Origin of the sequence: Rickettsiella endosymbiont of Litargus connexus, from assembly GCF_964277335.1 — a bacterium.
In the GTDB taxonomy this organism is placed as follows: Bacteria; Pseudomonadota; Gammaproteobacteria; order Diplorickettsiales; family Diplorickettsiaceae; genus Aquirickettsiella; species Aquirickettsiella isopodorum.
This window is the reverse complement of sequence record NZ_OZ195516.1, coordinates 1,137,081-1,159,365: the sequence shown is the minus strand read 5'-3', so window position 1 is coordinate 1,159,365 and position 22,285 is coordinate 1,137,081. Positions and strand designations below refer to the sequence as shown.

Genomic DNA, 22,285 nt, shown 5'->3' with positions numbered 1-22,285 from the left:
GGGCCGCGAAATGAAACAACCTTCGTGTTTATAATCGACATGAAGATTCTGGACTAAGCAGCAACACAGACAAAAATTCAAGTGCGAAGAGTATATGCCATCTTTTATCCATCTGCATCTTCATACAGAATATTCTTTGATTGATGGCTTGATTCGTATAGATAAGCTTGTAGCTAAAGCCGATGAGCTATCTATGCCTGCTATTGCAATAACGGACTTATCCAATTTATTTGCAACGATTAAATTTTACCAGACGGCGATTAAAAAAGGTATTAAACCCATAATCGGGGTTGAATGTTGTGTAAAAAATGACCTGAATTCCGATCGAGGATTCCAATTAATTTTACTTTGTCAAAATCAACAGGGTTATCGAAACTTAATTCAATTAATTTCACGTGCTTATTTAGAGAATCAACAGGAAGGTCAACCTGTTCTCAAAAAAAGTTGGTTTGCAAATTATTCTGCTGGCTTAATTGCCTTATCTGGAGCGAGAGAAGGCGATATTGCTTCCTGCTTAATGAAAAAAAACAAGCCATTAGCAGCAGAATATTTACAGTTTTGGCTAACGTTATTTCCCAATCGTTTTTATTTACAGTTGCAACGTTTAGGTCGCCCTTTAGAGGAAGAATATATCGGATTGGCTATAGAGTTAGCAACAGAGTTCAATGTTCCAGTAGTTGCTACTAATGAAGTATGTTTTATTGCAGCTGAAGATTTTGAAGCGCATGAAGCCAGGGTTTGTGTTAATAATGGCTATACCTTAAATGACCCTAAGCGACCTACGATTTATACCGATCAGCAATATCTTCGGTCTATCGAAGAAATGGTTGAATTATTTGCGGATATTCCATCAGCATTGACCAATTCAGTTGAAATAGCCAAACGGTGTAATCTAGAAATTGAACTCAATTCATCTTTCTTACCTAATTTCCCTATTCCAGAAGGAATGAGCGCAGAAAAGTTCTTAATACAAGAAGCACAACAAGGCTTGATACACTATTTAGAGAAGCGTTCTAAATCTTTTTTGCGTTTATCTCAGATTGAGAATAAAGAATCTAAGTTATCTACGCTAACTAAAACCAATGTGGCGCAGCAACAGCTTGTTAATTCCAATGAATTAGAAAACATTTATTTTGAAAGACTACAATCCGAGCTCAAAGTGATCAATTCAATGGGTTTTGCAAGTTACTTTCTCATTGTGGCTGACTTTATTCGTTGGGCAAAAAAAAATCAAATTCCCGTTGGTCCGGGTAGAGGTTCTGGAGCGGGTTCTTTAGTAGCTTATGTGCTGCAAATTACGGGGTTAGATCCTCTGCAGTATGATTTGCTTTTCGAACGTTTTTTAAACCCTGAGCGTATCTCTATGCCAGATTTTGATATTGATTTCTGCATGGAGGGGCGTGATAGGGTTATTGATTATGTAACGGAGCGTTATGGGCGTGATGCAGTTTCACAGATTATAACGTATGGAAGTATGGCCGCCCGTGCAGTCGTTAGAGATGTAGGGCGGGTTTTGGGCTATCCCTATGGTATGGTGGATAAAATTGCCAAATTAATTCCTTTTGAGCTGGGTATTACTCTCGAAAAAGCATTGGATCAAGAAGATGAACTAAAACATCGCTATGAAAATGAAGACGAAATAAAAGTATTAATTGATTTAGCAAAAAAATTAGAAGGATTGGTGCGTAACGTAGGTAAACATGCCGGCGGAGTAGTGATTGCTCCTTCTAGATTGACAGATTTTACACCACTTTACTGTGAGCCAGGAGGAATGCATTGTATTACTCAATTTGACAAAGATGATATTGAAAAAGTGGGTTTGGTAAAATTTGATTTTCTAGGTCTACGAACTTTGACCATCATAGATTGGGCAGTACAGGCGATTAATGCGAAAAAATTATCAGGAGAGTCTTTACTTGATATCACAGCCATTCCTATCGATGATGTCAGCACTTTTGCCTTATTAAAGGCTTGTAAAACTACCGCTGTATTTCAATTAGAATCGCGAGGGATGCGCGATCTCGTTAAACGATTACGTCCAGATAGTTTTGATGAGATTATTGCTTTAGTCGCTTTATTTCGTCCAGGACCTTTACAGTCTGGAATGGTGGATGATTTTATTAATCGTAAACATGGACGTGCCCAAGTTCAATATGATCATCCTTTTTTAGAACCGATATTAAGTTCAACTTATGGAATTATTTTGTATCAAGAACAAGTGATGCAAATTGCACAAGTGCTAGCAGGTTATACCTTAGGGGCTGCGGATTTATTGCGTCGAGCCATGGGAAAAAAGAAATCGGAAGAGATGGCGCAACAAAGAACTATTTTTATAAAAGGTGCAGAACAGAAAGGCATAGATTCTTATTTAGCAAACCAAATCTTTGATTTAATGGAAAAATTTGCAGATTATGGATTCAATAAATCACATTCGGCAGCCTATGCTTTAGTTTCTTATCAGACAGCTTGGTTAAAAGCGCATTATCCCGCGGAGTTTATGGCCGCTGTATTATCATCCGATATGGACCATACCGAAAAAGTAGTCACTTTTCTGGAAGAATGTCGCTTAATGAAATTGAATATATTGCCACCGAATATCAATCATAGTGACTATAAATTTACCGTAGATGATTCTAATGGTTCGATTCGGTATGGTTTAGGTGCAATTAAAGGTTTAGGTGAAGGTGCAATAGAAATGCTCATAGAACAACGTCAACAACAGGCGTTTAGTGATTTATTTGATTTATGTCACCGCGTTGATTTACACAAACTAAATCGTAGAAGTTTAGAAGCCTTAATTTTTTCAGGTAGCTTAGATAGTTTTGGTGTAAATCGAGCCAGTCTTTTAGCTAATATAGAAGCCGCTTTACAAGCGGCAGATCAGAAATCATGGGCAAAAGTTTCAGGTCAGAAGGATTTTTTTGGGCTTGATATGGTCTCTCATGCAAGTCAAATGGTGAATCAAGAGGATTGGCCAAAATTACAGCGATTACAAGCTGAAAAGGAAGTCTTAGGTTTTTATTTAAGTGGCCATCCTTTAGAAGGTTATGCTAAGGAATTATCCCATTTTATCACTCTATCTTTAAGTGAGTTAACTGCCAAAGCAGGTCATCAAATTACCATTGCCGGTTGGGTACTGACCATTCGTTCTTTATGGACCAAACGCGGTGATCGTATGGCTGTTCTTAATTTGGAGGATGCCAGTGGACGTTTAGAAGTGACTTTATTTAGTGATACTTATGCTAAATATCGTGAAAAGTTGAATAAGGATAAACTATTAATCATTGAAGGAGAAATTCAACGCGATGAATACACTGGTAATACGCGGATATTAGGGAAAAAAATTTTAGATATCAGTGAAGCACGTGAAAGCTATGCAAAAAACCTACTGATTAAGCTTTCTAAACCTATCATTAAGCCTGGGCTACTTGAGGATTTGCAAAAAATAATGAGCAATTTTTGTCCGGGTTTTTGCCCTACTCGTATTGCTTATTATCATCCTGAACTAAGGACACAAGTTTATTTGAGTTTGGGTGATAGTTGGAAGGTAAAGCCTGAAGATGATTTGTTGAAGGCGCTACGTGAAAGCTTTGGTGAAGAATCTATCAGTATTCAATATTAATTTAAATAGAGTCGTATTCTTTAGTTAAGATACGAATTTTACAATGTTTGCTGAGAGGATTCGAGTTCAGGCGGGACACTTTTTTCATAGCCTCTTAATATATCGAAAAATATTGAACTGCGTAGCTAGGCCAACGAGTAAAACTGGCAGAAACACACTATATAGATTATTATCCCCTTTGATTTCATGTATTTCTGATGGCTAAGCGATGGTTAAAAATGGGAAAGTAGTTGAAAACCAACGATTCCAACGGCAACACGATAAATCTAAATTGATCCGTTTAAATTCTCAATTGCCTTCAAAAGGGTGGTTTTTTAAATTTTCATTGAGTTTGTTACTGGTATTAAGTTTTATCTTATTATGGCAAAAATTAGCTGATCCAAGTTATTTCCCTATCAAGAACATTAAAATTAGTGGTGACTTAACGTATGTTAAGCAAAGTCATCTGCAGGAAATTATTTTGCCCTTTATAGCAAAAGGGTTTTTTCGTTTAGATAGCCGAGGATTGAAAGAACACATTTTACATGAACCGTGGATAGCTAATGTAACTATAAAACGGTTTTGGCCAGATACGTTAGCGGTAAGTTTTGTTACTAAAAAACCTATCGCTTTTATTGGAAAATATGGTTTAGTGGATGAACAAGCTAATATTTTTATTCCAGATAATGAAGATTTTAAAGGATTAGATTTGCCCACTTTTATGGCACCTGTCGGTAAACAAAAATATTTATTACAAATCTATACCGCGATGAAGCCCATGTTCGCAAAATTAAACTTAAAAATTAAATTGTTAAAACTAGTGGACCAACAATATTGGTATCTGAAATTAAATAATGGATTATCAGTTTATTTAAGTCGAAGTCAACCTTATATACAATTAGAACGGTTGATAGATGTTTATTCTGATGTTATCGCAAGTAAAGTATCTATGATAGATTATGTGGATCTTCGCTATGCTCACGGTATGGCAGTAAAATTTAAGAAACGAATTGCTTAGAAAAAATAGGTTACCTAATTCGAGTGTTATTTGATTTATAGAGAACAGTTTACAAAAAAATAGCGTAATGGTCTATATCCTAACTATGAAGTCAAAAATGAAGTTTGAAAAGATCTAGAGAATTTAATTGAAGGTGAAATAATATGGCAAAGAAACCGACTAAGAATTTAATTGTAGGTTTAGATATTGGTACATCCAAAGTTAATGCCTTGGTGGGTGAAGTAAAGCCCAATGGTATCGAAATTATTGGTATGGGAATTTATCCTTCATTAGGATTAAAGCGTGGTGTAGTAGTCAATATCGATGCAACGGTTGATTCAATTCAACAAGCAGTAGGTGAAGCTGAATCAATGGCAGGGTGTCCAGTTCGAAGTGTGTATACGGGTATTGCTGGAAATCATATACGAAGTTTGAATTCTCACGGAATTGTTGCCATTCAAAATCAAGAAGTGACACATGCGGATGTTGAACGTGTGATAGATGCTGCGAAAGCAGTCGCTATTCCAGCCGATCAAAAAATATTACATATTTTGCCACAGGAATTTATTATTGATAGCCAAGAAGGTATTCGTGAGCCAATAGGAATGTCAGGTGTGCGTTTAGAAGCTAAAGTGCATATGGTAACAGGCGCGGTTAGCGCGGCACAAAATATCATTAAATGTATTCAACGCTGTGGTTTAGAAGTTTCAGAAATAATTTTAGAGCAACTTGCTTCAAGTCAATCTGTTTTAACTGAAGATGAGAAAGAATTAGGTGTGTGTTTAATAGACATTGGTGGAGGAACAACGGATATTGCTATCTTTACTGAAGGAGCTATACGTTTTACATCAGTTATTCCTATTGCGGGTGATCAAGTCACAAATGATATTGCCGTTGCATTAAGAACGCCCACACAAAGTGCAGAGCAGATTAAAAGAAGACATGCCTGTGCTTTGCCAGAACTAGCAAGCCCAGATGAATTAGTCGAGGTATCCGGAGTGGGAGATCGACCTGGACGCACGCTGACTAAACGTGCTTTAGCTGAGGTGGTGGGGCCACGTTATGAAGAGCTTTTCCATTTAGTGAAGGCAGAATTATATCGTAGTGGTTTTGAAGAATTTCTTGCGGCAGGGGTGGTATTAACCGGTGGTGCTTCTAACGTCAACGGTAGTGTCGATTTAGCAGAAAAGATTTTTAAGTTACCCGTGAGACTCGGTCACCCACAATATATTACTGGAAATAACGAGGTAACGACGAATGGTATGTATGCGACCAGTACCGGCTTACTATTATATGGCTATCAACAACAATGCGAGCAGCGAAAACCTAATGTTTTATTTGGTAGAAAAATAGCACGTATAAAAAATTGGTTATGCGAAAATTTTTAAATAATACTGAAATCCTTAGGAGTTAACTATGAGCACCGAATTTGATTCCCCCAACACACCTGTTCAAAATGCCATTATAAAAGTGATTGGTGTCGGTGGCGGTGGTGGGAATGCACTTGAGCATATGTTGGCACAAGACATCACAGGTGTTGAGTTTATCTGTGCTAACACCGATGCCCAAGCATTGAGAAATTCTTCAGCGGAGTGTTTGTTACAATTAGGACAGCAAATTACTAAGGGTTTAGGTGCGGGGGCAGATCCTGAAGTAGGCCGACTAGCGGCAGAAGCAGATAGAGAACGTATTCGATCGGCATTAGAAGGTGCCAATATGGTTTTTATAACTGCTGGGATGGGTGGAGGAACGGGTACGGGTGCTGCACCGGTAGTAGCGGAAATTGCTAAACAAATGAAAATTTTAACCGTTGCGGTTGTTACTAAACCTTTTGAGATTGAAGGTAAGAAGCGTTTGCGCTTAGCCGAAGAGGGAATTAAACAACTGAGCCAATATGTCGACTCATTGATTACGATTCCTAATAATAAATTAATGAGTGTTTTAGACAAAGATATTAGTTTTTTAGATGCATTTAAAGCGGTAAATGATGTATTATTTGGCGCTGTCAAAGGAATTGCCGCTTTAATAACTCGCACTGGTTTAATTAATGTAGACTTTGCAGATGTTAAAACAGTGATGTCAGAGATGGGTATGGCGATGATGGGAACAGGTATAGGCACAGGTCCTGAAAGAGCACGTTTAGCAGCAGAAGCCGCTATTGGAAGCCCATTGTTAGAAGATATCGACTTAGCAGGAGCACGCGGTGTACTCGTTAATATAACAGCGGGACCGGATTTATCAATGCGAGAGTTTGGAGAAGTTGGTGAAGTTATTAAGAAATTTACTTCGGAAGAAGCTAATGTGGTTATTGGCACTGTAATAGATTCTGAAATGTGTGAAGAATTACGTGTGACCATAGTGATAACAGGTCTTCTTGGACACCTTTCTACTGGAGTATCAGGAGGAGTAGGGGATTCAAGTCTTGTTAGAGCGGCTGACGGTAGTTTAGATTATCATCAGTTAGAACGCCCTACGGTATTGCGCAAACAAGGTGTCGTTACTTCAAGTAAATCCACAGTAGATAGTAGCGCAACTGATATTGAATATTTTGATATTCCGGCTTTTTTACGTAGACAAGAAGAGGTTTCTTAAGAGTGTCCAGAAAAAACAATTCAATTCAAACTTCGCGTGCGCTAAAACAACGTACATTGAAAAACGTTATTAAAGCGGCAGGGATCACATTGCATAGCGGTGAAACAGCTATTTTAACTTTGCGACCAGCACCCATTAACACCGGAATTATTTTTCGACGGCTAGATTTTAATCCTATCGTTGAAGTGCAAGCGCGCGCTGAACATGTCGGTGAAACGACATTACAAACTACGTTATTAAAAAATGGGGTTAGAGTGGCTACCATAGAGCATCTCATGTCAGCGATGGCAGGTTTAGGTATTGATAATGCCTATGTTGATATTACGGCATCAGAAATTCCTATTATGGATGGAAGTGCAGGACCCTTTATTTTTTTGATTCAGTCGGCGGGTATTGAGGAGCAAACTGCTTCAAAACGCTTTATTCGAATCAAGCAATCTATTAAAGTGACTGAAGGAGATAAATGGGCTTCTTTTGAGCCATTTGATGGTTTCAAAGTTTCATTTGAAATTGATTTTAATCATCCACTTTTCCAAAATCGAAGCCAAAAGGCAAGTATAGATTTTTCTACGACATCATATATTAAAGAAGTAAGTCGTGCACGTACGTTTGGTTTTATGGCAGACTACGAAAAATTGCGTGAAGTTCGACTTGCTTTAGGTGGAAGTCTTGATAATGCAGTCGTTGTAGACGAATATAGAGTGCTGAATGAAGATGGCTTACGTTACGAAGATGAATTTGTACGTCATAAGATTCTTGATGCAGTTGGCGATCTCTACTTATTAGGTCATAGCCTCATCGGAGCATTTAGTGGCTATAAATCTGGTCATGCGCTGAATAATTTATTATTACGTCGTTTACTAAGTAATGCCAATGCTTGGGAATATGTTGAATTTGAAGATGAAATAAAAGCACCGCTGGCCTATCGACGTGCTTTGCTTAATGCACATTAGGATAGGATTCTTTTTCTTTATTAAGATAAATTTTAATTATTCTAGCAGTTCATCCAAGGCAGCATTAGCCAGACTGTCTACACGGTCGTTTTCGGGGTGGCCACTATGTCCTTTTACCCATTCCCAGCTGATTTGATGACGTTCAGCTTGTATAGCTAATTTCTTCCATAAATCGGAATTTTTAACCGGTTTTTTATTCGCTGTAAGCCAAGCACGTCGTTTCCATTGAGGTAACCATTCGGTAATTCCTTTTTGGACGTATTGTGAATCGGTACTGAGTGTTATGTGACAAGGTTTTTTTATTGCCATTAAAGCTTGAATAGCTGCCATTAACTCCATGCGATTATTGGTAGTCAAGATTTCAGTACCCGAAATGGTTTTTTCTTTTCCTTTGAAGCGTAAGAGAGCTGCCCAGGCCCCAGGCCCAGGATTTCCTCGACAAGCACCATCAGTAAAAATCTCTATTTTTGGTATTTTAAGCATGATGGGGTCCTCGAGCATTTGGAGCTAAAACCTTATGATTGAGTACCGGTGGAAATTGCCAAACTAAGCCTAAGCCATTGAGGCGCTTTACCCGCTTTTCAGCAATAATCAAATAAATTCCTCCCATAAAAGGGATAAGCCAAGGCGACACTCGTTCTAGCCAAACTAATTTCTTAAATAGCCACATACCGGGGGGGCTAGATAAAGGGGGGCGGAATAGAAAGCTTTCAGTATGCTGAATTTCACCCCCTAAAAAGTGTATCCATTGACAAAGCGTTTGGATCGTGTGAAAACGACCGTCCCCCCAAGTAGGCTTCTTACTCAATGAGAATAGTCGATATAGACCCCATAAACTGATAGGATTGATCCCTAATATAATCAAATGACCACTGGGGGCTAGTACTCGCCAAGCTTCTGTCAGTATGGTTTGAGCCGTACTTTTGTTCACTTCTAAGGTATGGGGCATCAGGACTAGATTAATACTATCGTTGGCAAAGGGTAAATGAGTATAGTGACTTTCTAAGTGAGAGCTGTTTATTTTGTCAGTAATATGCTTACTTTTATAATTTGAAGAAATGATAATTTTATGAATAATAGGGCTAGTTGATAAGCTTGAAAATGAATATGGGCTCAACTGCAACAAATGTCGGCCAGCATAATGAGGGATTAGGTTAGCTAAACGATGATTTTCAATGTCTAGGTAATGCTGTTTCAAAAGAGTTATCCAGCTAACAAACTGTTAGAAGTAATTTAATCGATGAATCTTAACACCTTTTTTATTATCGCATAGGTAGGGCCTGGCTAAAAAGAGCTAAAAATGTCTGGTTTTAACCTTCACTTATACGAAAAACAATGCAAAAATGTAGGTTTTTGAGTAAGTAATTTCCGCACTATATGTAGGTTAAAAACCTACAAAAAGAGCGTTTAATTTAGCTCTTGTAAGCCCTTTGTCTTGACCTCTCTAAGGGGGCCCCGTAAGATCTTTAGTATGACTTATAAAATGCTTAAAATTTACTCGTTATTACTTACCGTACTACTCATTCTGGCAGTGGGTATCACCGCCTGTGTGCAGTTTCCTACTTCTGAAGAAGGTGTGAAGGGCCTCAGCGGTTCGGGTAACGATACAGATAGAAAAACCTACCAAACCGTTATTATGAAATCGACCGGTAGTAGTTTAGCGCCTCAAAACGCTAAAGCGATGTATAGTGCTGTAGAAAAAGGTACGCTTTGGGGGCCTATTCGAGCTCATTTTCAATTGTCAGCTCGTGAGGAAAACCAACCTCAGGTCCAAAAGCAGATCCGTTGGTTTGCTAGAAACCCGCTTTATTTAAAAGATGCGGTAAATCGAGCTGCGCCCTATATTTACTATGTATATGCGCAAGTGAGAAAGCGTGATTTACCTACAGAATTGGTTTTATTGCCTATTATTGAGAGTGGATATAATCCGTCAGCGACTAACTCGTCTTCAGGGGCGGCTGGTTTATGGCAGTTAATGGCCAATACTGCTAAGGGGTATGGTGTGCATCAAAATAGAGGTTTTGATGGTCGTCGAGATATTAGTAGCTCGACCAATGCGGCCTTAAATTACCTTACCTATTTAAGAAGCTTCTTCGGTGGCGATTGGTTGTTAGCCATAGCGGCTTATGATACGGGTGAAGGTAACGTGCAGAATGCGATCCGTCACAATACGCAGCAAGATAAGAATACTCATTTCTGGGCATTGCCATTAGCATCTGAGACACGTTCCTATATTCCGCGTTTATTGGCTTTAGCTGCGATTGTTAAAAACCCAGCTAAGTATGGTGTGAGTTTACCTCCCGTCAGTGCTAAGCCTTATTTAGAGCTAGTTGATGCCAAAAACATGAGTTTAACTCACGTAGCTAAATTAGCAGGTATGAACGTTTCGGAATTAAAGGAATTGAATCCGGGCGTGAAAAGTACTTCAGCGGCGATTAAACGTGGTCAGCTCGCTTTACCTATTGATAGGGTCGCTTTGTATAAACAACAATTAGCGACTGCTTCAAGCCCGAACTTTAAGGTTCAGGTTGGCAATAATAAGCTTGCTTTAAAACAAGCTAGATCAAAAGGCAAGCAGAGATCTGTTCAATTAGTAAACAATGGGCAGGCTAAGCCAAGATCAGCTACTTTAGTTAAGGATAAATCAAGCTCGCAGATCTATTGGGTAAAAAGCGGCGATACATTAACAGGTATTGCTAAACACTACCATATATCGGTTAAGAAGATACAGGCTTGGAATAAGCTGGATAGCGACTTCCTCAAGCCAGGTGAAAAATTAAAAATTATGCTTTCATAAAAGCATAAACTTTAAACGAAGAAGTATTCATACTTCTTCGTTTTTTTTATATACGTTTCGTACTTGAATTTTTGTCTGTGTTACCATTCAACTCGCAATCCTCATGAAAATTATTACGCAATGTCTTTAAATAATGAATAAATAAATTTTTAGTTTCTGGGTGTTTTAAGGCATGAGCAATCGTTGCTTTTAAATAGCCGAATTTACTTCCACAATCATAGCGTGTTCCTTCAAACTCCCAAGCATATATCACCTCGTCTTTTAGCTGATGAGCAATGGCATCTGTTAGTTGAATTTCCCCATTTTTTCCAATAGGTGTTTTGGAAAGATAAAAGAAGATAGTTGAAGTAAGAATATAGCGACCGACTACAGCCAAATTAGAAGGCGCTTCTTTGTGACTAGGTTTTTCTACAATGGCGTTAATCTGACTCAGTTTACCTTCTTTAGTTTTATAACCAATTATACCGTATTGTTTACTTTCTTCAGGAGTAATAGCTTGAACAGCAATGATGGTATTTTGTTTTTCTTGATAGAGATCTAACATCTGCTTTAAACAGGGGAGTGTTGAATCGATTAAATCATCGGCAAGTAAAACAGCAAATGCTTCATCATTGATAAGCGTTTGTGCACATAAAACAGCATGTCCTAAGCCTAAAGTGTCTGGTTGACGTAGATAAACACAGCTAACCCCTTTTGGTAAGATATTTTTTACAATAGCTAACAGATCCTTTTTGCCTGCTTCAGCCAGTTTGGCTTCTAATTCATAATTCGAATCAAAATGATCTTCAATCGCTCGTTTACTACTACTTGTTATAAAAATGAGCTCGGTAATTCCCGCCGCAATGGCTTCTTCGACCGCATATTGAATTAAAGGTTTATCCACAATAGGTAACATTTCCTTAGGACTCGCTTTTGTTGCAGGTAAAAAACGTGTACCTAAACCAGCAACCGGGAAAATTGCTTTAGTAATTTTTTTAATCTTTTTCATACTAGAGAGGTTCCCCGCGACCAATGGCATAGTATTTAATTCCCAATTGCTTTAAACAATCTGGATCATAAAGATTTCTTCCGTCAAAGATAGCGGGATGTTTTAAACGTTGTTTGATGAGCTGGAAATCTGGATTAAAGAAGATATTCCATTCAGTGACTATTACTAAAACATCTGCACCAACTAAGCTATCTTCCGGATTATCACAGCAACTAAAATTAACTTGATCTTTGTATAAACGAACCGCTTCGGGCATTGCGACTGGGTCATAAGCCTGAATTCTCATGCCTGCAGCTAAAGCGGCCGCAATAAATACTTTGCTCGGTGCTTCACGCATATCGTCGGTGTTTGGCTTAAAAGATAAACCCCATAAAGCGACAACTTTCCCGCGTAAATTATTTTGAAAGAATTGTGAAACCTTACTAAATAAAAGTTTTTTTTGTGCATCATTCACCTGATGTACTGCATTTAATAACTGTGGTTGGTAATGAACCGTTTTAGCCGTAGCTTCTAAAGCAATCACATCCTTAGGGAAACAAGAGCCGCCATAACCGCATCCAGGATTAATAAAATGATAACCGATACGCGGATCGGAGCCGATACCAATACGAACTTGCTCTATGTCTGCATTTAAACGTTCTGCCAAATGGCTCATTTCATTTATAAAGCTAATTTTGGTGGCTAAAAATGCATTAGCGGCATATTTGGTCAGTTCGGCTGAGCGAATATCCATTGCGATTAAACGATCGTTATTACGATTAAAGGGTCTATAGAGATGTCGTAAGTGAGATTCTGCGTCATTATTATCGGTACCAATAATAATTCGATCTGAACGCATAAAATCATTCACTGCTACGCCTTCGCGTAAAAACTCAGGATTCGAAGCGATATTAAATGGAATGTTAATGTTGCGTTGATGTAACTGGTTTTGAATAATAGCCTTTACTTTATCAGCAGTGCCAACGGGCACAGTCGATTTATTAATAATTAATTTGGGTTCAAGCAGTGTTTTACCGATATATTCTGCAACCTTTAATACATACGTTAAATCAGCTGAACCATCCTCATCTTGAGGAGTGCCTACCGTAATAAATTGATAAAAACCATGTTCAACTCCTTGTTGTGGATCCATACTAAAATTAAGCCGTCCAGCACTTAAATTTTTTTGTAATAAAGCAGGCAAATCGGGCTCATGAATAGGACATTCACCTTGTTGTAAGCGTTTTACTTTTTCTTGATCAATGTCAATACAAAGTACTTTATTTCCATGCTCGGCTAAACAAGTGGCTGTAACCAAACCTACATAACCTGCACCAAAAAGATTAATTCGCATAATTTTTAAAAAAACAAAAAAATACTAAGTGTCTATGAATTTCTAAAAGAGTTGGTATCACGTCTTTAATATCGAGCGATATAGTATCGTAGAATAGTGATTGCTTCAATTTTGGCTGGACATACGCTAGACTTTAATGTTTTAGAGAGTCTTTCTGATGCGACCCTATTTGGATTTTTTACAGCATATTCTTAATCAGGGACAAGCTAAAGCGGATAGGACGGGTACAGGTACACTGAGTATCTTCGCCTATCAAATGCGTTTTGATTTAAGTGTCGGTTTCCCTTTAGTGACTACAAAAAAATTACATTTAAAAAGTATTATTTATGAATTGTTGTGGTTTTTACGTGGTGATACCAATATTCGTTACTTAAATGAGCATCAAGTCACTATTTGGGACGAATGGGCTGATTCGGCCGGTAACTTAGGACCTATTTACGGTAAGCAATGGCGATCTTGGCTGACAACCGATCAGAAAATTATTGATCAAATCAGTCAGCTTATTGAACAAATAAAAGCTAATCCGGATTCACGCCGCCTAATTGTTAGTGCTTGGAATGTAGGTGAACTAGCAAAGATGGCTTTGCCTCCTTGTCATTTATTGTTTCAATTTTATGTGGCGAATTCACGTCTTTCTTGTCAGCTGTATCAACGCAGTGCTGATGCTTTTTTAGGAGTACCATTTAATATAGCTTCTTATGCGTTATTAACTCATATGATTGCACAACAGTGTAATTTACAGGTGGGAGAGTTTATTTGGACCGGTGGTGATTGTCATATCTATAGTAATCACCTTGAGCAAGTAAATTGCCAATTGTCCAGGCAACCTTATAAGGTTCCTCAATTAAATATTCTACGTAAACCGAAAACATTATTTGATTATGTGTTTGATGATTTTTCCTTAGTTGATTATAAGTGTCATTCGCTGATTAAAGCAGCGGTAGCGGTTTAGTAAGCACAATATCCCATAAAAAAATAATGTTTCGATATTAAGCTAAATAGTTTTTAAGTATTTAACTTAGAACATTTCCGTCCTTTCGTTAAAAATACTTGTATTTCTTAAGAAAACCTTAAGAAATACAAGTTAGCCTTATAAATCAATATTTAAGTTTATATTAATAATTTAAAGGTTTTGTATTTTATGGGCATAAAGGAAAAAATTTTCATATCAAAAAATGAAAGTAAGAATTCTAATTATGTAGATACCAATAAGTGGAAAATAGCAAACAAAGTTATTTTATTCGAAACTCAAAATGGCGGGGAATCAACTATCGATGAGATTCCTGGTGGTGGTATGGTACAACAAAGAATCGCAGCCCAGGAAAAGCAAATACAAAAACATAAAGCTGAATTAAATAGTTCATCAACAACTTGCTTCAATGATACCGTTTCTAGTCCTTCTGAAACTTCTATTTCATCACAATATTCTTCTTATGAACAAAATAATAATGTTCAACAAGCAAAACAAAAAAAAGCTTCTCAGATACCGACTAGAAGTAATAGTTCGCTATTTAGCAATAACTCAAGAAGCGAACCCTCTAAAATATTTAAATTGGATACAAACGGAAGATTAGCTATTTTATCAAAAAATCATCCTTTTTTAATAAAAATTACGCCAGAAAGAGCAAAGATTCCTCAAAGTCACCGAAACGCAATCCGTATTGATAATTTAACCGATAAAGAACTGAAAATTTTAAGTAATAATTACGTTGATAAAGTAATCACAGCCGATAAATCTAATTTTAAGCTTTAATAAGAATAAAGAGCTTTTAGATATATTCGACTTTATCAATTTCTAAATTAACCAAACCAGCAGGAGTTTGCACATCTACACTGTCGCCTTCTTCTTTTCCAATGAGTGCACGGGCAATGGGGGAGGCGACTGATATTTTTGAGTGTTTGATATCTGCTTCGTCTTCGCCAACGATTTGGTAAGTAACCTCTTCATCCGTCTTAGTATTAAGTAGATGTATGGTAGAACCAAAAATAATTTTGCCATGATTATTTATTTTGGTGACATCAATGATTTGCGCATTGGCTAATTTATTTTCGATTTCGGTGATACGACCTTCGACGAAGCCTTGCATTTCTTTCGCGGCATGATACTCGGCATTTTCCTTAAGATCACCGTGTGCACGCGCTTCTGCAATAGCCGCAATCACTTGTGGTCGTTTTGAGGTTTTTAATTGATGAAGTTCTTCCTTTAAATGTTCAGCACCGCTGATAGTCATAGGAACTTTTTTCATGATTTCTCTCTAGCTTTGCTTATTGTATCTTTCTTCAGCATTCATACTGAATCATTGATATATTCTTCGCACTTAAATTTTTTGACTGTGTTGTCACTCAATTCGCGAAATCCCCATGTAGCTTGAATACATTCCGGTTGCTTCATTCTCACGGTGCCTTGCTAAAAATCCGATTGTTGTAAGTATAAGACCGATGATACCTTTTTTAATCTAATTTTTCGAGTTTCAGTTTTGCTTACTGAAAAATTTCCTTATATTTTCAAACCACGCTTTTGCTTTAGGATAGTGATTTCCATTTTGTAACTCCTTTTCTAGCGTCATGATTAATTCTTTTTGTGTTTTGCTCAGGTTAACGGGTGTTTCTACAATAACACGACAAAGTAAATCACCGGTTACACCAGGGCGCCCAGGGACTCCTTTACCACGCAAACGTAATACCTTTCCACTTTGTGTTTCGGCTGGTATGTGTAAGTTTACCACGCCTGTTAAAGTGGGAATTTGTATATCACCACCTAATAGTGCAAGCGTTAAGTTAATAGGAACATCGCAATATAAATGATTACCTTCACGTTTAAATAAAGGATGTGGTTTCAGATGAATTTGAACATAGAGATCGCCGGGCGGTGCGCCACGACTACCTGCTTCGCCTTCACCGGCTAAACGAATTCGGTTGCCTTCGTCTATACCGGCTGGAATCTTTACTGACAAAGTCTTAGTTTCTTGAATTTGGCCTTGACCATGACAGTCTGGGCAAGGATCAGTAATAATGCGTCCTTCACCATGGCATTCAGGACAGGCTTGTTGAATAGTAAAAAAACCTTGCTGTATGCGAACTTGACCTTGGCCTTCGCAGGTTTTGCAGATAGTGGGTTTAGTGCCTTTACGCGCACCTGAGCCATGGCAGCTTTTACAGGTAACAAGACGCGGAATGCGGATTTGTATAGTGGCACCATGAATTGCAGATTCTAAATCCAATTCTAGGGTATAGCGTAAATCGGCACCGCGTTGTGTGCGTTGGCTTTGTTGGGGGCCACCACGATTACCGAAAATATTACCAAAGACATCACCAATATCACCAAAAACATCATTAAAGTTAAATCCATGTGCACTTTGTGAGCCACCCATTCCCGCAGCATCTACGCCAGCATGACCAAATTGATCATAAGCAGCCCGTTTTTTAGAATCTGATAAAACTTCGTACGCTTCACTGATTTCTTTGAATTTTTCTTCAGCATCTTTTGCTGATTTATTCTCAGTAGCATGATGTTTATCAGGGTGATATTTCATTGCCAATTTGCGATAGGCTTTTTTTAGTTCACTATCTGACGCGTTGCGTGAGACACCCAGTGTTTCATAATAATCAGCTTTTTTTGCCATAAGTAAGGACCAAAGATAAATCCCTAGCTAGTATCGCTAGGGATTTTGATATTTTTAATGGAAATATATATAGGGTTCGATCTCCTTACTGATTTTAGCCAGCAAGGAGAAGAGGTGGTTACTCTTTATCCTTATCATTATCTTTTTTATCCTTGTCTTTGTCTTTGACTTCTTCGAATACCGCATCAACAACATCATCTTTATTGTCTTTAGCGCCGTCCTGAGCAGTGTCAGTTTGACTTCCAGCATCACCTGCTTCAGCATTAGGTTGTGCATAAAGACGATCAGACATTTTTCCGGATAGCTCTGTAAACTCTTTAAGTTTAGCTTCTATGCTTTCCTTATCAGTGCCTTTTAGCGCTTCTTTCAATTCCTCTATTGCCTTCTCTAATTGAGCTTTTTCATCAGCACTAATTTTATCGCCAACGTCGGTTAGTGCTTTGCTAGTGGTATGAATTAAACTGTCTGCTTCATTACGCGTTTTGGTGAGCTCGCGGAACTTGCGATCATCGTCCGCATGGACTTCAGCATCTTTGACCATTTGTTGAATTTCCTCTTCAGATAAACCACTACCTGACTTGATAACAATTTTTTGTTCTTTCCCTGTGGTTTTATTTTTAGCAGATACGTTAATAATACCGTTTGCATCGATATCAAAGGTGACTTCGATTTGTGGTGTACCACGCGGGCCTGGTGGAATATCTGTCAGATCAAAACGCCCCAATGTTCTATTGTCCTTGGCTTGCTCACGTTCGCCTTGCAATACATGAATCGTAACTGCCGGTTGATTATTTTCTGCAGTGGAAAATACTTGGCTTTTCTTAGTAGGAATAGTGGTATTTCTTTCAATCAGTGGAGTCATTACACCACCTAAGGTTTCTATTCCTAAAGAAAGTGGAGTGACGTCTAACAATAGGACGTCTTTAACATCACCACCTAATACACCACCTTGAATAGCAGCACCAATAGCGACTGCTTCATCTGGGTTGACGTCATGACGAGCGTCTTTCTTAAAATAAGCTTTAACCACTTCTTGTACTTTAGGCATACGCGTTTGCCCACCAACCAAGATGACTTGTGATATTTCGCTGAGAGAAATTTTGGCATCTGAAATAGCTTTTTTACAAGGCTCAATAGTGCGTTCAATTAAATCTTCTACCAGTGACTCTAGTTTGGCACGCGTTAATTTAATATGTAGATGTTTAGGACCACTGCTGTCGGCGGTAATGTAAGGAAGATTGATCTCTGTTTCTTCAGTTGAAGAGAGCTCAATTTTTGCTTTTTCAGCGGCTTCTTTCAGACGCTGTAAAGCAAGTGGATCCTTATGTAAATCAATCCCTTGATCTTTTTTAAATTCATCCGCTAAATAATTGATAACGCGTAGATCGAAGTCTTCACCACCAAGAAAGGTATCGCCGTTAGTAGCCAACACTTCGAATTGATGTTCACCTTCAATTTCAGCAATCTCAATAATAGAGATATCGAAAGTACCTCCTCCTAAGTCATAAACGGCTATCTTGGAGTCACCACGATTTTTGGCTAAACCGTAGGCAAGTGCAGCGGCTGTGGGTTCATTGATAATGCGTTTAACTTCAAGTCCTGCAATGCGGCCTGCATCTTTAGTCGCTTGACGTTGTGAGTCATTGAAATAGGCGGGTACCGTAATAACGGCTTCTTTTACTTCATATCCTAAATAAGCTTCCGCATCTCTTTTTAATTTCATTAAGATTTGCGCAGAAACTTCCTGGGGCGATAGTTTTTTACCATTTACCTCTACCCAAGCATCCCCATTCTTGGCTCGAATGATTTTATAGGGGACCATCTTGATATCTTTTTGTACGGCCTCATCATCGAATTTCCGACCTATCAAACGTTTTACTGCATAAATGGTTTCTGCAGGCTTGGTGACTGATTGACGTTTTGCCACTTCGCCTACTTTAACCTCATTATGGTCAAAACTAACGGTAGAGGGAGTCGTTCGCCGCCCTTCTTTGTTCTCGATTACTTTTGCTTTGCCGCCTTCCATAATGGCCATACAAGAGTTTGTAGTACCCAAATCGATGCCGATTATGGTGTTTCTTGGTGGTTGTGCACTTGCCATAAATTTCTCCGCGTTAAGTAGCTAATTCTTTACTGGTATCAATTGAGTTGAAAATGATTTGTTGATTGAAAATTAACAACTCCTATTAAAGTTGGGTTAGGAGGTTTAATTTTCAAGATACAGGATCATGAAGTTTTTTCTTTAGCTTTTGAAACCACGACCAAAGCAGGGCGCATAAGCCTTTCATTAAGCAAATAGCCTTTTTGTAGTACCCTTATAATCGTATTCGGCTCCAGTTCATCATTTTCTTCAGCGAGCATTGCTTCATGAAAATGCGAATCGAAGGCTTGGCCAGCAGGATCTATGGATTTTACGCCGTTTTTTTCTAATAAGTTTTGTAGCTGTTTAAGTGTCAGTTGGATGCCAGATAAAGCAGCATCCTGTTCTTCAGCCTTGGCATGATCGAGAGCGGTTTCTAGACTATCTTTTATAGGTAGCAATTCTTTGATAAATTTTTCTAATGAAAATTTATAGGCGTTTTCAATGTCGCGTTTAGTACGACGTTGGATATTGTCCATTTCAGCCAATTGATAAATTTTTTGCTCTTCTAATTTGGTTAATTGACTTTTATATTCACTGAGTCGATTTTCCGCCTTAAGTAACTGTTCTTCTAAGGCATCATAAGAAGGATGGGTTAATTGTTTCTCCTGTGCTGATTTTTTCTTTTCTTCAGAGGGAGATTTTCCCTCCTTAGCAGATTTAGAGGAATCTTGCTTTGCTGTAATATTGAGTTTTTCCCAAGTGGATTTTTTAGATGGATCTTTTTCGGTCATTTCTGACAGGCTCCTATTTTTTAAAGGAAAAAAATATCTGCTCTATATTAAGATAGAGATACCTACGTAAATTATGGAGACTCGAGTGCTTGGATTCAAGAGTTTGAGCTTTAGGCAAGATAAAAATTTAACTAAAAATCTAATCAAGACTAATATAGAGGTATTCCTGTTGACTCCCCTGATAGTTTCGACCAGGATATTTCCAATTTTTAATATATGAAATAAAGCTATGAGCAAAATTTTTACAACCATCGGTTTGATCGGCAGACAAGGAATGAAGGATGTTAGTGATACACTCATCGCTGTATTGGATTATTTGCAATCTCATCAGTATGAAGTATTGGTCGAAGAAGAAACGGCACATTGTTTTAAAAATCGCCAATTCACGTCTAGTGCACGTGACCAATTGGCACAAAAAGTTGATCTGCTGATTGTGGTAGGCGGTGATGGGAGTTTTATCAACGCAGCCCATAGTGCGGTAAAGCATAATACACCTGTGTTAGGCGTTAATCGTGGCCGTCTCGGTTTTCTTACTGATATTCATCCTCAGGATTTAGAAAAGAAAATAGGTGAAGTATTAAATGGAAATTATCAAGAGGAGAAGCGCTTTCTATTAAATGCCGCGATAACCATGCAATTAGATAAGCAACAAGCAGGTATTGCTTTAAATGAAGTGGTGTTGATGCCGGGTAATGTGGCGCGTATGATCGAATTTTCTATTACGATCGACGATCAATTTGTTTGTGCTCAACAAGCAGATGGCTTAATAGTGGCGACACCGACGGGATCAACTGCTTATGCCTTATCAGGTGGAGGTCCAATTTTATACCCACAACTCGAGGCTATCGTATTAGTTCCCATGTTTCCACACACCTTAAGTGCAAGACCCATTGTTGTTTCGGCAAAAAGCCGTATTGTGATTCATATTGATACACACAGCACGGCGGCACCTTGGTTAAGTTGCGATGGCCAGGAGCGCATTTCAGTTCCTATAGGTGCTAACATTAGCATTCAAAAAAATGATAAAGCGCTCAGGTTAATCCATCCCTTAGATTATAATTATTTTGAAACCTTACGTAGCAAGTTACATTGGCATAAACATAATCATACGAAATAAAGAAAAATAGAATGGTTTATTTTTTTAAATAAATAATTTTTGTTTTAAATTTAATTATTTAAAATTATTTTTTATTGATTGATTGTTTTTATGATTTTTTGTATTCTTTCAGTAAAAAATAATAATGAAAATAAGAGTTTTTTATGTCCGACCTGAATCCTCCCAGATTTGATAGCACTGTAAATGAGCTTAGTGTTTTTCCCAATCTAAAAGCAACTAAGGACTGGTTGGAAAATAACGAACTAGATACCAGTGATACGACTATTTTAGTTCCTTTTAAAGATAAAAATAATAAAATACATTTTTTAAAACCGATCAATCCTAATTTTTTTTCAGATCCAAAAAATGAAAAAATGATCAATGAAACTAACAAAGATATTCGAATTATAGGAGCAGCGAATAGTTGCCATATACACGGATTTTTTGAAACTATTCAAGCCCTCATTACTACAAAGCGTGTTCCTCATTTGAATGAGTTAGAAGGAGAGACTATCAATCTTGCCGATCATGGCTTTATTATTATTTATAAAAAAGGAGAAAAAAAAGCCGGACGTGATTTCTTTAATTTTTTTGAGAACGAAAGGAAAAGGTTAATTGAAGAGATTAAAAAAGCACAAACAAATGAGGCAGCACATATTAATCAAGCTGAATTTTTAGAAGCTCTTTCTAAATTGGCTCTAGATTTGAAAATAAAAGGAGGGATGTGTTATTTTTTTGGAACAGATAAAAATGGTAAACAACGGGTTTATCGAGAAATTTTTAGACAAAATGCGAATAATACAAAACTTGCTAGATATTTAGAACAAGAAGCAAAATGGCATGAATCTAAAAGACTTAAAGTAAAGGAACATAAATCACAGAACCATCATATAGTGCGATTTTTAATCGATTGGTGTAAGTGGACAATTTTTGCAGTGATCACTGCAATAGGGACAGGGTTGATACTTGGGTTTTTTATTCCTCCGCCGATAGGAACTATTGCTGCAGCAGTTATAGCGGTTGTTACGTTTGTTGGAATGAGTAGTATCGGCTTTGCTAAAGCAGATAAAAACAATCCTACTACGATAGAACGGAGCGATCCAGAATTTGAAGAAGAATCTGAAATTACTTTTTCTTCTCAAATAAAGCAGAGGTTGGCTAGTTTAAAAGATTTTTTTGCTAGAAAAGCAAGCAGAATTATAGTTTCGCCTGCTGAGAATATTGGCAGTGAAATATTCACAACTACCGTTGATGTCACGACTGAGTCTAAATCATACCAATCTTGTACAACACTAGTTAAATCAAGTTTTCAATTAAGCTTACTATTTAAAGAAGAAAATAATGTTTCCATCATTGAAAATAATCACTGCGTAACACTTACACATCATTGAGAAACGAATGATATTTATTTGCAACCACAGTAAAAAAAGT

Annotated in this window: 18 protein-coding genes; 10 read left to right on the top strand and 8 right to left on the bottom strand. The window is 37.6% G+C overall.

What is annotated here, in order from left to right; translation table 11 throughout:
- Window positions 1–94 precede the first annotated feature (94 nt).
- From dnaE to lpxC, 5 genes are all read left to right on the top strand, one after another.
- A complete protein-coding gene (gene dnaE, locus ACICP9_RS05100; RefSeq protein ID WP_395497285.1) occupies window positions 95–3,622 on the top strand; it encodes a DNA polymerase III subunit alpha in 3,528 nt (1,175 codons plus the stop codon).
- Between the two features lie 208 nt (window positions 3,623–3,830).
- Window positions 3,831–4,619, top strand: a complete 789-nt coding sequence (locus ACICP9_RS05095; protein ID WP_071662623.1) for a cell division protein FtsQ/DivIB — start codon at window positions 3,831–3,833, stop codon at window positions 4,617–4,619.
- A 143-nt stretch (window positions 4,620–4,762) separates the two neighbouring features.
- Window positions 4,763–5,986 carry a cell division protein FtsA gene (ftsA, locus tag ACICP9_RS05090; protein WP_071662622.1) on the top strand — a complete coding sequence of 408 codons (1,224 nt, stop codon included), beginning with the start codon at window positions 4,763–4,765 and terminating at the stop codon, window positions 5,984–5,986.
- A 28-nt stretch (window positions 5,987–6,014) separates the two neighbouring features.
- A complete protein-coding gene (gene ftsZ / locus ACICP9_RS05085; RefSeq protein ID WP_071662621.1) occupies window positions 6,015–7,190 on the top strand; it encodes a cell division protein FtsZ in 1,176 nt (391 codons plus the stop codon).
- A 23-nt stretch (window positions 7,191–7,213) separates the two neighbouring features.
- Window positions 7,214–8,143, top strand: coding sequence for a UDP-3-O-acyl-N-acetylglucosamine deacetylase (gene lpxC, locus ACICP9_RS05080; protein WP_071663008.1), 930 nt, complete (start codon window positions 7,214–7,216; stop codon window positions 8,141–8,143).
- Window positions 8,144–8,179: 36 nt separating this feature from the next.
- On the opposite strand, the gene rnhA is transcribed toward lpxC, so the two are convergent.
- Together rnhA and ACICP9_RS05070 are read right to left on the bottom strand one after the other, a co-directional pair.
- On the bottom strand, window positions 8,180–8,626 hold the full coding sequence (gene rnhA, locus ACICP9_RS05075) for a ribonuclease HI (protein WP_071662620.1): 447 nt from the start codon (window positions 8,624–8,626) through the stop codon (window positions 8,180–8,182).
- On the bottom strand, window positions 8,619–9,341 hold the full coding sequence (locus tag ACICP9_RS05070) for a class I SAM-dependent methyltransferase (protein WP_395497281.1): 723 nt from the start codon (window positions 9,339–9,341) through the stop codon (window positions 8,619–8,621). The genes rnhA and ACICP9_RS05070 overlap by 8 nt, the downstream gene beginning before the upstream one ends.
- 273 nt (window positions 9,342–9,614) lie before the next feature.
- Between ACICP9_RS05070 and ACICP9_RS05065 the strand changes: the two genes are divergently transcribed.
- Window positions 9,615–10,940 carry a transglycosylase SLT domain-containing protein gene (locus tag ACICP9_RS05065; protein ID WP_395497279.1) on the top strand — a complete coding sequence of 442 codons (1,326 nt, stop codon included), beginning with the start codon at window positions 9,615–9,617 and terminating at the stop codon, window positions 10,938–10,940.
- 46 nt (window positions 10,941–10,986) lie between these two features.
- Here the strand turns inward: ACICP9_RS05065 and galU are convergent, their stop codons facing one another.
- Window positions 10,987–11,919 (bottom strand): UTP--glucose-1-phosphate uridylyltransferase GalU, encoded by a 933-nt coding sequence (gene galU / locus ACICP9_RS05060; protein ID WP_084028781.1) that lies wholly within the window; start codon window positions 11,917–11,919, stop codon window positions 10,987–10,989.
- Window positions 11,920–11,929: 10 nt separating this feature from the next.
- Window positions 11,930–13,261, bottom strand: coding sequence for a UDP-glucose dehydrogenase family protein (locus tag ACICP9_RS05055; protein ID WP_395497277.1), 1,332 nt, complete (start codon window positions 13,259–13,261; stop codon window positions 11,930–11,932).
- Window positions 13,262–13,418: 157 nt separating this feature from the next.
- Here ACICP9_RS05055 and ACICP9_RS05050 point away from each other — a divergent pair, with 157 nt between their 5' ends.
- Together ACICP9_RS05050 and ACICP9_RS05045 are read left to right on the top strand one after the other, a co-directional pair.
- A complete protein-coding gene (locus tag ACICP9_RS05050) occupies window positions 13,419–14,213 on the top strand; it encodes a thymidylate synthase (protein WP_395497275.1) in 795 nt (264 codons plus the stop codon).
- 189 nt (window positions 14,214–14,402) lie between these two features.
- Complete coding sequence (locus ACICP9_RS05045) at window positions 14,403–15,014, top strand: hypothetical protein (RefSeq protein ID WP_395497273.1); 612 nt, start codon at window positions 14,403–14,405, stop codon at window positions 15,012–15,014.
- 16 nt (window positions 15,015–15,030) lie between these two features.
- Here the strand turns inward: ACICP9_RS05045 and greA are convergent, their stop codons facing one another.
- The 4 genes from greA to grpE all read right to left on the bottom strand — a co-directional run bounded on the left by greA (window position 15,031) and on the right by grpE (window position 19,758).
- A complete protein-coding gene (gene greA / locus ACICP9_RS05040; RefSeq protein WP_395497271.1) occupies window positions 15,031–15,507 on the bottom strand; it encodes a transcription elongation factor GreA in 477 nt (158 codons plus the stop codon).
- A gap of 225 nt (window positions 15,508–15,732) precedes the next feature.
- Window positions 15,733–16,884, bottom strand: a complete 1,152-nt coding sequence (gene dnaJ, locus ACICP9_RS05035; RefSeq protein WP_395497269.1) for a molecular chaperone DnaJ — start codon at window positions 16,882–16,884, stop codon at window positions 15,733–15,735.
- A gap of 118 nt (window positions 16,885–17,002) precedes the next feature.
- Window positions 17,003–18,985: a molecular chaperone DnaK gene (gene dnaK, locus ACICP9_RS05030; protein WP_395497267.1), complete on the bottom strand. Its 1,983-nt coding sequence runs from the start codon at window positions 18,983–18,985 to the stop codon at window positions 17,003–17,005.
- Window positions 18,986–19,110: 125 nt separating this feature from the next.
- Entirely contained in the window at window positions 19,111–19,758 is a 648-nt protein-coding gene (grpE, locus tag ACICP9_RS05025; protein WP_395497265.1) for a nucleotide exchange factor GrpE, read from the bottom strand.
- 229 nt (window positions 19,759–19,987) lie between these two features.
- Between grpE and ACICP9_RS05020 the strand changes: the two genes are divergently transcribed.
- The gene (locus ACICP9_RS05020; protein ID WP_395497263.1) at window positions 19,988–20,875 is read left to right on the top strand and encodes an NAD(+) kinase; all 888 of its coding nucleotides are present in this window, start codon (window positions 19,988–19,990) and stop codon (window positions 20,873–20,875) included.
- 143 nt (window positions 20,876–21,018) lie between these two features.
- Window positions 21,019–22,245, top strand: coding sequence for a hypothetical protein (locus ACICP9_RS05015; RefSeq protein WP_071662611.1), 1,227 nt, complete (start codon window positions 21,019–21,021; stop codon window positions 22,243–22,245).
- The last annotated feature ends 40 nt before the right edge of the window (window positions 22,246–22,285 follow it).